The sequence below is a fragment of the Variovorax sp. GW821-FHT09A10 genome (genome assembly GCF_059418385.1).
This window is the reverse complement of the sequence record NZ_JBWKPT010000002.1, coordinates 1256964-1271114: the sequence shown is the minus strand read 5'-3', so window position 1 is coordinate 1271114 and position 14151 is coordinate 1256964. Positions and strand designations below refer to the sequence as shown.

Annotated in this window: 12 protein-coding genes; 9 read left to right on the top strand and 3 right to left on the bottom strand. The window is 69.4% G+C overall.

All coding sequences use genetic code 11. The annotated features are described in order from the left end of the window. The first annotated feature begins 1 nt into the window (after position 1). The 3 genes from AC07Q9_RS12690 to AC07Q9_RS12680 all read left to right on the top strand — a co-directional run bounded on the left by AC07Q9_RS12690 (position 2) and on the right by AC07Q9_RS12680 (position 3214). Complete coding sequence (locus tag AC07Q9_RS12690; RefSeq protein ID WP_056573812.1) at positions 2-640, top strand: 3-oxoacid CoA-transferase subunit B; 639 nt, start codon at positions 2-4, stop codon at positions 638-640. 102 nt (positions 641-742) lie between these two features. Further along, positions 743-2140: a CoA transferase gene (locus AC07Q9_RS12685; protein WP_495309754.1), complete on the top strand. Its 1398-nt coding sequence runs from the start codon at positions 743-745 to the stop codon at positions 2138-2140. A 12-nt stretch (positions 2141-2152) separates the two neighbouring features. Continuing rightward, positions 2153-3214: a DUF4241 domain-containing protein gene (locus AC07Q9_RS12680; protein WP_495309752.1), complete on the top strand. Its 1062-nt coding sequence runs from the start codon at positions 2153-2155 to the stop codon at positions 3212-3214. A 13-nt stretch (positions 3215-3227) separates the two neighbouring features. On the opposite strand, the gene AC07Q9_RS12675 is transcribed toward AC07Q9_RS12680, so the two are convergent. Next, entirely contained in the window at positions 3228-4136 is a 909-nt protein-coding gene (locus tag AC07Q9_RS12675) for a LysR family transcriptional regulator (RefSeq protein ID WP_495300954.1), read from the bottom strand. A 152-nt stretch (positions 4137-4288) separates the two neighbouring features. Here AC07Q9_RS12675 and AC07Q9_RS12670 point away from each other — a divergent pair, with 152 nt between their 5' ends. From AC07Q9_RS12670 to mmsB, 5 genes are read left to right on the top strand one after another with little or no spacing between them, the layout of a single operon-like run. Further along, positions 4289-5812, top strand: coding sequence for a CoA-acylating methylmalonate-semialdehyde dehydrogenase (locus AC07Q9_RS12670; RefSeq protein ID WP_495309750.1), 1524 nt, complete (start codon positions 4289-4291; stop codon positions 5810-5812). Next, the gene (locus AC07Q9_RS12665) at positions 5809-6207 is read left to right on the top strand and encodes a lysozyme inhibitor LprI family protein (RefSeq protein ID WP_495309748.1); all 399 of its coding nucleotides are present in this window, start codon (positions 5809-5811) and stop codon (positions 6205-6207) included. Before AC07Q9_RS12670 ends, AC07Q9_RS12665 begins: the two co-directional genes overlap by 4 nt. Further along, a complete protein-coding gene (locus AC07Q9_RS12660) occupies positions 6204-7358 on the top strand; it encodes an acyl-CoA dehydrogenase family protein (RefSeq protein ID WP_369647469.1) in 1155 nt (384 codons plus the stop codon). The genes AC07Q9_RS12665 and AC07Q9_RS12660 overlap by 4 nt, the downstream gene beginning before the upstream one ends. A gap of 27 nt (positions 7359-7385) precedes the next feature. Beyond that, positions 7386-8504: an enoyl-CoA hydratase/isomerase family protein gene (locus AC07Q9_RS12655; protein ID WP_495309746.1), complete on the top strand. Its 1119-nt coding sequence runs from the start codon at positions 7386-7388 to the stop codon at positions 8502-8504. Between the two features lie 40 nt (positions 8505-8544). Continuing rightward, complete coding sequence (mmsB, locus tag AC07Q9_RS12650) at positions 8545-9441, top strand: 3-hydroxyisobutyrate dehydrogenase (RefSeq protein WP_495309745.1); 897 nt, start codon at positions 8545-8547, stop codon at positions 9439-9441. Here the strand turns inward: mmsB and AC07Q9_RS12645 are convergent. After that, the gene (locus AC07Q9_RS12645) at positions 9426-10691 is read right to left on the bottom strand and encodes an MFS transporter (RefSeq protein WP_495309744.1); all 1266 of its coding nucleotides are present in this window, start codon (positions 10689-10691) and stop codon (positions 9426-9428) included. The two genes, mmsB and AC07Q9_RS12645, sit on opposite strands and share 16 nt — an antisense overlap. Before the next feature lie 94 nt (positions 10692-10785). Next, a complete protein-coding gene (locus AC07Q9_RS12640) occupies positions 10786-11712 on the bottom strand; it encodes a LysR family transcriptional regulator (protein ID WP_495309743.1) in 927 nt (308 codons plus the stop codon). A gap of 100 nt (positions 11713-11812) precedes the next feature. Between AC07Q9_RS12640 and metE the strand changes: the two genes are divergently transcribed. Then, positions 11813-14149 carry a 5-methyltetrahydropteroyltriglutamate--homocysteine S-methyltransferase gene (gene metE / locus AC07Q9_RS12635; protein ID WP_495309742.1) on the top strand — a complete coding sequence of 779 codons (2337 nt, stop codon included), beginning with the start codon at positions 11813-11815 and terminating at the stop codon, positions 14147-14149. Positions 14150-14151 lie beyond the last annotated feature (2 nt).

The window sequence follows — 14151 nt, the reverse complement described above, 5'->3', positions numbered from 1 at the left end:
GATGCCCTGGACCCAAGACCAGATGGCGGCCCGCGCCGCCCAAGAACTCGAAGACGGCTTCTACGTCAACCTCGGCATCGGCATTCCGACCCTGGTGGCCAACCACACCGGCACCAAGGAAGTCTGGCTGCAGAGCGAAAACGGCATGCTCGGCATCGGCCCGTTCCCGACCGAAGACAACGTCGACGCCGACCTCATCAACGCCGGCAAGCAGACCGTCACCACGCTGCCCGGCTCGGCCATCTTCGGCAGCCATGACAGCTTCGCGATGATCCGCGGCGGCAAGATCAACTTGTCGATCCTCGGCGCGATGCAGGTCAGCGCCAAGGGCGACCTCGCCAACTGGATGATCCCCGGCAAGATGGTCAAGGGCATGGGCGGCGCCATGGACCTCGTGGCTGGCGTGAAGCGCGTGATCGTGCTGATGGAACACGTGGCCAAGAAGAAGGACGGCACCGAAGACCTGAAGATCCTCGAGCAGTGCTCGCTGCCGCTGACCGGCGTGGGCGTGGTCGACCGCATCATCACCGACCTGGCCGTGATGGACGTCGTGCCCGAAGGCCTGAAGGTGATCGAGCTGGCGCCGGGCGTGAGCTTCGATGCGCTGCAGGCCAAGACCGGTGCGAAGCTGATCCAGTAAGCAACCCGCACAAGGTCGCGAACGCAACGACGACAACAAGGGCAGGGCCGCGCAAGCGGACCCTGCCTTTTTCATTTCCTCTTTCCCCTGAAGGGTTGACGCATGGCAACGAGTGAAGAAGTCCTGGCCGGTCTCTGGCAACTGGCGGGGTTGCCCGCCGAGGCGCTGGCCTTCGCGCGGCTCACGGGCGCCGACCCGGTGCTGCCGTCGTCCTTCGCGGTCGGCCTCGCGGCGCAGGCCAGCATCGCCGCCGCCGCGCTCGCGGCCTGCGAACTGGGGCACCGGCGTGGCGTGGCGCGGCAAGAGGTCGCGGTCGACACGCTGCACGCCGCGCTCGACTGCACGGGCTGGTTCAGCCTCGACGGCCGCGTGCCCGATCTGTGGGACACCTTCTCGGGCGTGTACCGCTGCGCCGACGGCTGGGTGCGCATCCACGCCAACTTCAAGCACCATCGCGAAGGCGCGCTGCGCCTCATGAAGCTGGACCCGGCCACCGCCACGCGCGCCGACGCCGAGGCCGCGATGGCCGGCTGGCGCGCGATCGATTTCGAATCGGCCGCCGCCGCGCAAGGTCTGGTGGCGACCGCGCTGCGCCGCTTCGACGAATGGGACGCGACGCCGCACGGGCAGGCGGTGGCGGCGCAGCCGCTCTTCACCATCGAGCGCATCGGCGACGCACCGCCGCGCGCGCTGCCGCCGTTGCAGGGCGACCAGCGACCGCTCGAAGGCCTGCGCGTGCTCGACCTCACACGGATCCTCGCGGGACCGGTCGGCGGCCGGGCGCTCGCGGCCTATGGCGCGGACGTGATGCTGGTCAATTCACCGAACCTGCCGAACATCGAATCCATCGCCGACACCAGCCGGGGCAAGCTCTCGACGCACGTGGACCTGTGCACCGATGCAGGCCGCGCCGTGCTGCACGGCCTCGTGGCTGACGCGCATGTCTTCGTGCAGGGCTACCGCCCCGGCGGCATCGCGGCGCTGGGCTTCGGCGCCGAGGCGCTGGCGCGCGAGCGGCCAGGCATCGTCTGCGTCTCGCTCACGGCCTACGGCACGCAGGGGCCGTGGGCCGGTCGGCGCGGCTTCGATTCGCTGGTGCAGACCGCCATGGGCTTCAACCATGCCGAAGGCGAGGCCGCGGGCGACGGCAAGCCGCGCCCGATGCCGATGCAGATCCTCGACGAGGCCAGCGGCTACCTGATCGCCCTGGGCGCCGCCGCGGCGCTGTGGCGCCAGCAGCAGGAGGGCGGCAGCTGGCATGTGCAGGTGTCGCTGGCGCAGACGGGGCAGTGGCTGCGCGGGCTGGGGCGCGTGGACGGCGGGCTGTCGATCGCGCGGGCCGATGTCGCGCCGTACGTCGAGACGTCTGCCTCGGGCTTCGGCGAACTGGCAGCGGTGCGCCACAGCGCGCAGCTGTCGCGCACGCCGGCGGCCTGGCCCCGGCCGTCGATGCCACCGGGCAGCCATCCGCCGGTGTGGCCTGCCGCTGCCGGGGGATGAGAAACTGGGCGCATGGCCTATCTAGACATCGACAACCTCCAGAGCATTTTTCTTGACGACGAGGCGCTGCGCGCACGGCATCTGCAGCGCCAGCCTTGCGGGGCCCTGAACATCACGAGCGGCCGCATCGTGGCCTGCGACCCGCTGGTGCAACCCGAGCGCGAGCCTTTCGTTCGCAGCGTGAGCGGGCGGGGCGCATTCCCCGTCGAGGTGCTGCAAGGCGGCGGCCGCCATGCGCTGGCCGTACTGTGGCTGCGTGAGCGAGGCAGCCTGCAGGCGAACGATCTGCACTGGGAGGCGGCGCTGCTCGAAGGGCAATCGCAGGACGAACTCGGCAGCGACGAGTTCTACGGCTACCCGGTCGACGCCGGCGTCGGCTGCTTCATGGACGCCGAGGCAGCCAAGGCCATGGCCGAGCGCGAGGCGCGCGAGTCCGCCACCAACCCCGAGTACGTCAGCTACTACGACGACGTGCTCGGCGCCGACCTGGCTTCAGCCGACATCGCCGACCACTACCCGCTGGGCGCGGGCAGCGCGAACAACGTGCTGATCTTCAGCGCCGGCTGGGGCGACGGCAGCTACCCGAGCTTCTGGGCGCTCGACGCGGCGGGCGAACCCGTGGCGCTCGTGACCGACTTCATGGTCATGCAGGGCGGCGACGCGCGCGACGAGGACGACAAGCGCAGCGACGCCTACCTGGCCAGCCTCTCGCCCGAGAAGCTGGCGGCGCTCGAGGCGCTGGGCGCGGCGGTGATCGCAGGCGATGCGGCGGCGATCCAGCCCCTGCTCGCCGGCGGGCTCGCGCAGCCCAACGAGATCATTCCCTCGCTCGGCGAGACCGCGATCATGAGCGCCATCCGCATGAACCAGCTGGACGCGCTGCGCGTGCTGTTGGCGGCGCTGCAAGGCCAACTGCCGATGCCGCCGCAGTTCTATCGCATGGACGAGGAAGAGAGCTATCTCGACTACGCGCGCCGGCTCAAGAAGCCGCGCGTGAAAGGGCTCATCGAGCTGCTCGAAAAGGCGGCGGCGCCGGCGGCCAAGCCTGGGTTCCTGAAGCGCCTGTTTTCCTGAGCGCGCGAGCCGGTCACCTGGCGTTCGCCGCGCTGTCAGGCAACAGCACCTGCTGTTGCGCCGCAGCCGTCGCGCGCAGAAATTCCCACACCGTCTGCATGCGCGCCAGGTGCTTCGTTTCCGCCGGCATCGACATCCAGAAGGTCCGCGTGAAGTTCGCCGCATCCGGCAGCACCGGCTTGAGCGCGCGGTCGTCCTGCGCGATGAACGCCGGCAGCACCGCAATCCCCGCACCCGCCGCCACCGCCCGGTGCTGCGCCAGCACGCTGGTGCTGCGCAGCGCAAAGCTGTCGGGGCGGTGCAGTTCATCCAGGTACTGCAGCTCCTTGCTGAACAGCAGGTCGTCCACGTAGCTGATGAAGGTGTGGCCGCGCAGGTCTTCGCGGGTCTTGATGGGCTTGTGCGCGGCCAGGTACTGCTTGGACGCGTAGAGGCGCAGCGTGTAGTCGGTGAGCTTGGTCACCACCACCGGCCCGCGCGCCGGCCGCTCGAGCGAGATCACGATGTCGGCCTCGCGCCGCGACAGGTGCACCAGCCGCGGCATCGCGAGCAGGTCGATGGTGAGCTTCGGGTGCTGCACCGCGAACAGCGCGAGTTGCGGCGCCAGCACCACGGTGCCGAAGCCCTCGGTGGCGCCGATGCGCACCAGCCCCGACAGGCCTTCCTGCGACGCCGGCGCGGTGCTCTCCACGGCCTGGAAGGCGCTCTCCATCGCCTCGACCTGCGGCTGCAACCGGCGACCCGCCTCGGTGAGCCGGTGGCCGCCGGCCTCGCGCGAAAACAGGGGCGCGCCCACCTCCTTTTCGAGCGCCTGGATGCGCCGCGCGACGGTGGTGTGGTCAACCTCCAGCCGGCGCGCCGCGCTCATCAGCGTGCCCGAGCGGGCGAGTTCGAGAAAGTAGCGCAGGTTGTCCCAGTCCATGTGCCTCCGGCCTTGTGTGGGGTGGGATGCGGTGCTTTGCATTTTTGCAAAGCGATGACGCATATTTGTCTATTGTCATGGCAAATCTGCAAAGCTAGGATGCAGGCTGCACCGGCCCACACCGGCACCGTATTCACAGGAGACAAACCCCCATGGACGCCACCACCACCCCCTCGACCCAGGTCGCCACTGTCAAGCTGCTCATCGGCGGCAAGTTCGTCGAATCGAAGACCACCGAATGGCGCGACGTCGTCAACCCGGCCACGCAGCAGGTGCTGGCCCGCGTGCCGTTCGCCACCCAGGCTGAACTCGACGCCGCCGTGGCCTCCGCCAAGGAAGCCTTCAAGACCTGGCGCAAGACGCCCCTGGGCGCACGCGCCCGCATCTTCCTGAAGCTGCAGCAACTCATCCGCGAGAACATGGGTGAACTCGCCGCGATCCTCACGGCCGAGCAGGGCAAGACGCTGCCGGACGCCGAAGGCGACGTGTTCCGCGGCCTCGAAGTGGTCGAGCACGCCTCGAACATCGGCAACCTGCAACTGGGCGAGCTGGCCAACAACGTGGCCAACGGTGTCGACACCTACACGCTGCTGCAGCCGTTGGGCGTGTGCGCCGGCATCACGCCGTTCAACTTCCCGGCCATGATCCCGCTGTGGATGTTCCCGATGGCCATCGTCACGGGCAACACCTTCGTGCTCAAGCCTTCCGAGCAAGACCCGATGGTCACGATGCGCCTGTGCGAACTGGCGCTCGAAGCCGGCGTGCCGCCCGGCGTGCTGAACGTGGTGCACGGCGGCGAAGCCATCGTCAACGGCATCTGCGACCACAAGGACATCAAGGCGATCAGCTTCGTCGGCTCGACCAAGGTCGGCACGCACGTCTACAACCGCGCCACGCTGGCCGGCAAGCGCGCCCAATGCATGATGGGCGCGAAGAACCACGCCATCGTGATGCCCGACGCGAACAAGGAGCAGACGCTCAACGCACTGGCCGGCGCGAGCTTCGGTGCGGCAGGCCAGCGCTGCATGGCCGTGTCGGTCGCGGTGCTGGTGGGCGAGGCGCGCAACTGGGTGCCCGAACTCATCGAGAAGGCCAAGACGCTGAAGATCGGCGCGGGCACTGAAAAGGGCGTGGACGTGGGCCCGCTGGTCTCGTGCGCCGCGTACGACCGCGTGAACAGCCTGATCGAACGCGGTGAAGCCGACGGCGCCAAGCTGGTGCTCGACGGCCGTAAGCCTTCTGTGCCCGGCTACGAGAAGGGCAACTTCGTCGGCCCGACGATCTTCACCGGCGTGAAGCCCGGCATGACGATCTACGAACAGGAAGTGTTCGGCCCCGTGCTGTGCATCGCCGATGCCGAGACCATCGACGAGGCCATCGACCTGATCAACAGCAACCCGAACGGCAACGGCACGGCGATCTTCACGCAGTCGGGCGCCGCGGCGCGCCGCTTCCAGGAAGACATCGACGTGGGCCAGGTCGGCATCAACGTGCCGATCCCGGTGCCGGTCCCGATGTTCTCGTTCACCGGTTCGCGCGCTTCCAAGCTCGGCGACCTGGGCCCGTACGGCAAGCAGGTCATCATGTTCTACACGCAGACCAAGACCGTGACGGCACGCTGGTTCGACGACAGCACCGTGAGCCAGGGCGTCAACACCACCATCAGCCTCAAGTGAGGCAGGGGCTTCGCGTCGCAGCCTGGGCCGCCGCGGCGGCGTTTGCCCTGCTGGCCGGCGGGGCGCAGGCGGCCGGTTCCGACGAGCCGATCGACTGCAACCCCAACGGCAACCAGCAGCAGATGAACGACTGCGCGCTGCGCGATTTCCGCGCGGCCGACGCCGAGCTCAACATCCGCTACGGCGAGGTGATGAAGACGCTCTCGCCGCAGATGCGCGTCGCGCTGCGCACCGAGCAGCGGGCCTGGCTCAAGGGCCGCGACCCCGGGTGCAAGCGGGCCGCGAAGGCGAACGAAGGCGGCTCGATCTGGCCGCTGGTGTTCAACGCGTGCCTGGAAAAATCGACCCGCAAACGCACCGCCGAACTGGACCTCTGGAAGGGTCGTCAACCATGAATTTCGAACTGTCCGAAGAACAGAACGCCTTTGCGCAGACCGCGCGCGATTTCGCGCAGGCCGAGTTCGCACCGCACGCCGCGCAGTGGGACGCCGAGGCGGTCTTTCCGCGCGAGGCCATCGCCAAGGCCGGCGAGCTGGGCTTTTGCGGCCTGTACGCGCCCGAGCGCATCGGAGGCCTGGGCCTGCCGCGGCTCGACTCGGCGCTGGTGTTCGAGGAAATGGCCGCGGTCGATCCGTCGACCACGGCCTTCATCACGATCCACAACATGGCGACGTGGATGCTCGGCACCTGGGCGACCGACGCGGTGGCGCAGCAGTGGGGCGAAGACCTCACGAGCGGGCGCAAGCTGGCGTCGTACTGCCTGACCGAACCCGGCGCGGGCTCCGACGCGGGCTCGCTCAAGACGCGCGCCGAGCTGCAGGGCGCCGAGTACGTCATCAATGGCGGCAAGGCCTTCATCTCCGGCGCCGGCTCGACCGACGTGCTGGTGCTCATGGCGCGCACGGGCGGCGCGGGCGCCAGCGGCATCTCGGCCTTCGCGGTGCCGGCCGACGCCCCGGGCGTGAGCTACGGCAAGAAGGAGCACAAGATGGGCTGGAACAGCCAGCCCACGCGCACCATCAACTTCGACAACGTGCGCGTGCCCGCGCAGAACCTGCTGGGCAAGGAGGGCGAGGGCTTTCGCATCGCCATGAAGGGCCTGGACGGCGGGCGCATCAACATCGCGACCTGCTCGGTGGGCGCGGCGCAGGGTGCGCTCGACGCGGCGCGCCGCTACCTGCACGAGCGCCAGCAGTTCGGCAAGCCGATCGCGAGCTTCCAGGCACTGCAGTTCAAGCTGGCCGACATGGCGACCGAGCTGGTCGCCGCGCGGCAGATGGTGCGGCTGGCCGCCAGCAAGCTCGACGCGGGCCATGTGGATGCGAGCACCTATTGCGCGATGGCCAAGCGCTTCGCAACCGATGCGGGCTTCAATGTCTGCAACGACGCGCTGCAGCTGCACGGCGGCTACGGCTACCTGAGCGAGTTCCCGCTCGAGCGCCTGGTGCGCGACACGCGCGTGCACCAGATCCTCGAAGGCACCAACGAAATCATGCGCGTCATCGTTGCGCGAAAATTGCTGGAAGGCGACAGCGACATCCGCTGACCCCGCCGCACCCAGGACCTGAAAACAATGACCGACAACGTAGTTCTCTTCAACGAAATCAAGACCGCCGGCGGCCAGCGTTTTGCTGTGGCCACGCTCAATGCGCCGGCTTCGCTCAACGCGCTGTCCGTGGACATGGTGCGCCTGCTCACGCCCAAGCTGCGCGAGTGGGCCGCAGATGCCGGCATCGTCGGCGTGCTGCTCGACGCGGCGGGCGAGAAGGCCTTCTGCGCCGGCGGCGACCTGCGCCAGCTGTACCAGACGCTGCTCGACTGCGGCCCCGCGCGCAACACCTACGCCGAAGACTTCTTCCGCGAGGAGTACGAGCTCGACCACCTGATCCACACCTTCCCCAAGCCCTTCCTGTGCTGGGGCCACGGCATCGTGATGGGCGGCGGCGTGGGCCTGCTGGCGGGCGCCTCGCACCGCGTGATGACGCTGCAAAGCCGCATCGCCATGCCCGAGATCAACATCGGCCTGTACCCCGACGTGGGCGGCAGCTGGTTCCTGCGCCGCACGCCGGGCCGCACGGGCCTGTTCCTGGCGCTCACGGCCGCCAACATCAACGCGCACGACACCATCTTCTGCGGCCTGGCCGACGTGCTGGTGCCGCAGGAGCGCAAGGCCGACGTGCTCGCGGCCATCGCGTCCACGCAGTGGGCCGGTGGCGACGCCAGGGCCGACCGCGCCACGCTGTCGCGCATCCTGGCCCAGGCGGGCGAGGGTGCCGAAATGCCCGCGTCGAAGGTGCGTGAGCACTACGACACCATCAACGCGCTGATGGCCGGCGACGACCTGCTCGACATCGCCAAGCGCCTGCGCAACGTGCAAAGCGACGACGCCTGGCTGCAGACCGCTTCGAAGACCTTCACCAAGGGCGCGCCGAGCTCCATCGCGCTGAGCTTCGAGCTCTGGCAGCGCGTGCCGCGCATGTCGCTGGCCGAGGTGTTCCGCCTCGAGTACTGGGCCTCGCTGGGCTTCTGCGCGAACAAGGATTTCGCCGAAGGCATCCGCGCCGTGCTGGTCGACAAGGACCGCAACCCGCGCTGGAACCCCGCCACGCTCGAAGAGATCACGCCGGCCTTCGTCGACGACCACCTGCGTCCGCGCGGCGAGATGCCGGCGGAACTGGCGTCGCTGACCTGACCGGCCCCATTCCCTGCACAGAACAACGGAGACAAGACACATGAAGATCGCATTCATCGGCCTGGGCAACATGGGCGGCCCGATGGCCCTGAACCTGCACAAGGCAGGTCACACGCTCAGCGCCTTCGACCTCTCGGCCGAAGCCTGCAAGAAGTTCGCTGCCGAAGGCCTGCCGATCGCGAAGTCGGCCGCCGAGACCGTGGCCGGCGCCGAGGTGGTGATCAGCATGCTGCCCGCCAGCGCGCACGTCGAGGGCCTGTTCCTCGGCGGCGCCGGCAAGCCCGGCCTGCTCGACAGCATCCAGGCCGGCACGCTCGTGATCGACAGCAGCACCATCGCCGCCGCCACCTCGCGCAAGGTGGCCGAGGCCGCCGCCGCCAGGGGCGTCGCGATGATCGATGCGCCCGTGTCGGGCGGCACCGGCGGCGCCATTGCCGGCACGCTGACCTTCATGGTCGGCGGCGACACCAAGGACCTGGAGCGCGCGCGCCCGGTGCTCGAGAAGATGGGCGCCAACATCTTCCACGCCGGCGCGGCCGGTGCGGGGCAGACCGCCAAGATCTGCAACAACATGCTGCTCGGCATCCTGATGATCGGCACCTCGGAAGCGCTGGCGCTGGGCGTGGCCAACGGGCTCGACCCGAAGGTGCTGTCCGAAATCATGCGCCGCAGCTCGGGCGGCAACTGGGCGCTCGAGAAGTACAACCCCGTGCCCGGCGTGATGGAAGCGGCACCGGCCTCGAAGAACTACGCCGGCGGCTTCGGCACCGACCTGATGCTCAAGGACCTGGGCCTGGCGCAGGAAAACGCCACCGCCGTGCGCGCGGCCACGCCGCTGGGCGGCCTGGCACGCAGCCTGTACGCGGCGCACAGCCTCGCGGGCCACGGCGCGCTCGATTTCTCGAGCGTGCTGAAGCTGGTTCAGAAAGCCGGCTGAACGGCGCGCCGGCCGCGCCGCGCCATCGCGAGCAGCAGGCCGGCCGCCACGAGGTTGGCGCCGATCGCCACGAGGATCGGCAGCAGGTAGCTGCGCGTGAGGTCGAAGGCGAAGCCCGCGGCGCTCGGCCCGATCAGCGTGCCGATGGCCACGCTGGTGTACAGGATGCCGATGATCGCGCCGATGTGGCGCCCGCCGAACCAGTCCATCACCAGCGCGGGCAGCAGCGCCACGAAGCCGCCGTAGAACACGCCGTAGGCGAAGGCGAACAGGGCCAGCCCCCAGAACCCGCCCGACACGGCCCACACCACCAGCGACAACGCCATGCCCGCCGACATCAGCGGCAGCGCATGGTCGCGGCCCATGCGGTCGGCCAGCCCGCCCAGGAAGAAGCGGCCCGCCGTGCTGCCCACGCCGATCGCGCCGAGCAGCAACACTGCTGACGACGCGGCCACGCCGTGGTCGAGCGCGTAGGGCACCAGGTGCACGAAGGGCACGAACAAGCCGAACGAGCTGATCAGGCAGGCCGCGTACAACCCCGCGAACCGGCCTGAGCCCACGGCCTCGCGCACCGAGGCGCCGGGCGGCAACGCGGTGGAAGCCTGCGCTTGGGGCGGATCGCCATCGGGCCCGAGGCCGCGTGCGCGCGGGTCGTTCTCCACCAGCAGTGCCATGCCCACGCCCACCACGGCCGCGAGCACGCCGAGCGCCAGGTAGGCGTCGCGCCAGCCCAGCGTGTCGATGAACCACGAGGCCAGTGGCGGCATGGCCAGCGTGCCCACGCCGATGCCGCTCACGGCGAGCCCCGAGGCGAAGCCGCGCTGGCGCACGAACCAGCGCTGCACCGCGCCCAGCACCGGCACGTACGAGGCGCCCACGCCGAGGCCGACCCCGAGCCCATACGCCCAGAAGATCTGCGTCAGGCTGCGCGCCTGCCCCGCGAGCACCAGCCCGAGACCGACCAGCACCATGCCCGCGACCGCGAGCCGCCGCGCGCCCCAGCGGTCGGCGAGCGGGCCGCTGAACACGCCGAGCCCGAAGTACAGGAAGCCCGCGAGCGAGAACACCAGCGACACCTCGCCGCGCGAGGCGCCGAAGTCGCGCTGCAGCGCATCGAGGAAGGCGCTGAAGGTGTAGGCGCAGCCGAAGCCCACGAACATCACGGCGAAGGCGCCGGCGACCACGAGCCAGCCGTGGAAGAAGCGGGGGTGTGGCGCGGCAGGGGAGTCGGGCGTGTTCGGCGATGTCATGGGGCGGTCCGTGGTGGTGGTCGATCTTCAGGCCGTGCACCACCACGCACTGGCCGGATTCGGACGTGATCCTCCCGCCCTCGGGCTTACAGGCTCACAGCAATTCGATCCCCGGCAGGCTCTTGAAGCAGCTCTCGCGCGTGACGCGCACGAAGTCGTCGAGCCAGGGCCGCGCCGAGGTCGCCTGCGTGCAGGCCATGTACAGCCGCCCCGTCAGGCCCCGGGCGCCCACGCGGCGCGCCGTGACATAGCCGCGGTCGAGGTAATTCTGCACCGCCCACAGCGGCAGCGTGGCCACGCCGCGCCCGCTGGCCACCAGCTGCAGCATCGCCACCGTGAGCTCGGTGGTGCGCCGGTGCGCGGGCTCGACGCCGGCGGGCGCCAGCACCTGGCGCACGATGTCGAGCATCTCGTCGGGCACGGGGTAGGTGATGAGCGTCTGGTCGGCGAAGTGCCGGGCCGTGAGGTGCGGCTTGGCCGTCAGCGCATGGTCGTTGGCCAGCAGCGCGACGATCTCGAAGCGGAACAGCGCGTGGTAGTCGACCGTTTCGTCGGGGTCCTGCTCGGAGACGATCGCCACCTCGGCGCGGTTCTGCATCACGAGCGCGATCGGGTCGGGGTGGAAGCCCGAGACGATGTCGAGTTCGATCTCGGGCCAGCGCTGGCGAAAGGCGTCCATCGCGGGCATCAGCCAGTCGAAGCAGGTGTGGCACTCGACCACGATGCGCAGCTGCCCGCTGCGCCCCAGCGCCAGCCGTGCCACGTCGCGCTCGGCCTCTTCGACGAGCGGCAGCGCGATGTCGGCCAGCTGCAGCAGCCGCAGCCCCGTGGTGCTGAACTGCGGCGGCACCGACTTGCGCTCGAACAACTGCGCGCCGTAGCGCTCTTCGAGCAGCTTGATCTGGTGCGACAGCGCCGACTGCGTGAGGTTGAGCAACTGCGCTGCGCGCACCAGGCTGCCGGTGTCGCGCAACGCGGCCAGCGTGCGCAGGTGGCGGATCTCGAGGATGGACTGCATCATGAAAATGATTCAAGCGAACGGGCAAAAGGTTTCGTTTGAATCATATGCGCCAAACGCCGACCATCACCGGTTTCCAAGACCAGCGACCGGATTACCTGCAATGACCACCCGTACCCACATCCTCGGCTTTCCGCGCATGGGCGCCCACCGGGAACTCAAGTTCGCCCTCGAGAAGCACTGGCGCGGCGAAACCAGCCATGCCGCGCTCGAAGCCGTCGGCGAGGCGCTGCGCGCGCGCCACTGGCAGGCGCAGCGCGACGCGGGGCTCGACTTCGTGACCGTGGGCGACTTCGCCTTCTACGACCACGTGGCCAACCACATCCAGCTGCTGGGCTGCGAGCCGGCGCGCTTCGGCTTCAGCGGCGACGAGCCCGAGCTGTCGCGCTACTTCAAGATGGCGCGCGGCGTGGAAGACGAAGCAGGTCATGTGCACGACGACAGCTGCAACCACGGCGCCGAAGGCACCTTCGCGCTCGAGATGACCAAGTGGTTCGACACCAACTACCACTACCTCGTGCCCGAGTTCGATGCGGCCACGCAGTTCAGGCTCGCATCGACGCGCCTGTTCGACGAGGTCGCGCAGGCGCAGCAGGCCGGCCACGCGGTCAAGGCCGTGCTGCTCGGGCCGCTGAGCTTCCTGTACCTGGGCAAGGAAAAGGCGGCCGGCTTCGACCGCTTCTCGCTGCTCGAATCGCTGCTGCCCGTGTACGAGCAGGTGCTCGGCCGGCTCAAGCAGCAGGGCGTGGAGTGGGTGCAGATCGACGAGCCGATCCTCGGCCTCGACCTGCCCGAGGTCTGGCGCAATGCCTTCGAACGCGTGTACTGGCAGATCGCGCGCAATGCGCCGAAGCTGCTGCTGGCGAGCTACTTCTCGCCGCTGTCCGAGAACCTGCGCCTGGCCTGCCAGCTGCCCGTGGCCGGCCTGCACGTCGATGCCGTGCGCGCGCCGCAGGAGCTGACCGGCGTGGCCGACTGGCTGCCGGCGCACAAGGTGCTGTCGGTCGGCGTGGTCGACGGCCGCAACATCTGGCGCACCGACGTCGATGTGGCGTTGGGCAAGCTCAGGCCCGTGGCCGAGAAGCACCAGGGCGAGCTGTGGATCGCGCCGTCGTGCTCGCTGCTGCATGTGCCGTTCAGCCTCGCGGCCGAGACGAAGCTCGACACCGAACTGAAGTCGTGGCTCGCCTTCGCCATCGAGAAGCTCGACGAGCTGCGCGTGCTGCGTGCCGCCGTCGAGGGCAACGAAGCCTCGGTGGCCGCCGATCTCACAGCCGCCCGTGCCGCCGTGGCCGCGCGCCGCGCCAGCCCGCGCGTGCACCGCGCCGACGTGGCGCTGCGCCTGGCGCGCAGCGTGGCCGGCGACGACCGCCGCGTGTCCGCTTTCCCGCAGCGCCAGCAGCTGCAGCGCACGCGCTTTGCACTGCCCGCGCTGCCGACCACCACCATCGGCTCGTTCCCGCAGACTGCCGAGATCCGCGCGGCCCGCGCTGCCTTCAAGCGCGGCGAACTCGATGCCCCCGGCTACCGCGAGAAGATGCGCGCCGAGATCGCACTGGCCGTGCGCAAGCAGGAAGAACTCGGCATCGATGTGCTGGTGCACGGCGAGGCCGAGCGCAACGACATGGTCGAGTACTTCGGCGAGCAGCTCGACGGTTTCGCCTTCACCGCCAACGGCTGGGTGCAGTCGTACGGCTCGCGCTGCGTGAAGCCGCCGGTGATCTTCGGGGACGTGGCGCGCCCGGCCGCGATGACGGTCGAGTGGACCGCCTATGCGCAGAGCCTTACCAAGTTGCCGATGAAGGGCATGCTGACCGGCCCCGTGACCATCCTGCAGTGGTCCTTCGTGCGCGACGACCAGCCGCGCGCCACCACCTGCGAGCAGATCGCCTGGGCGATCCGCGACGAGGTGAACGACCTCGAGGGCGCCGGCATCGGCATCATCCAGATCGACGAACCCGCCATCCGCGAAGGCCTGCCGCTGCGCCGCGCGGGCTGGCCCGCGTACCTGAAGGCGGCTACGCGCGCCTTCCGCATCAGCGCCTCGGGCGTGCGCGACCAGACGCAGATCCACACCCACATGTGCTATTCGGAGTTCAACGACATCCTGCCGGAGATCGCCGCGATGGACGCCGACGTGATCACCATCGAGACCAGCCGCTCGGACATGGAGCTGCTGCGCGGCTTCGGCGGGGAGGGCGGCTTTCGCTACCCGAACGAGATCGGCCCCGGCGTGTACGACATCCACTCGCCGCGCGTGCCCTCGGTCGACGAGATCGTGCGCCTCATGCGCAAGGCCGCGCAGGTGGTGCCGGGCGAGAACCTCTGGATCAACCCCGACTGCGGCCTCAAGACCCGCGGCTGGCCCGAGACCGAGGCGGCGCTGTCGAACATGGTGGCGGCCGCGAAGCTGCTGCGCGGGGAGCTGGCGCAGGCCTGATG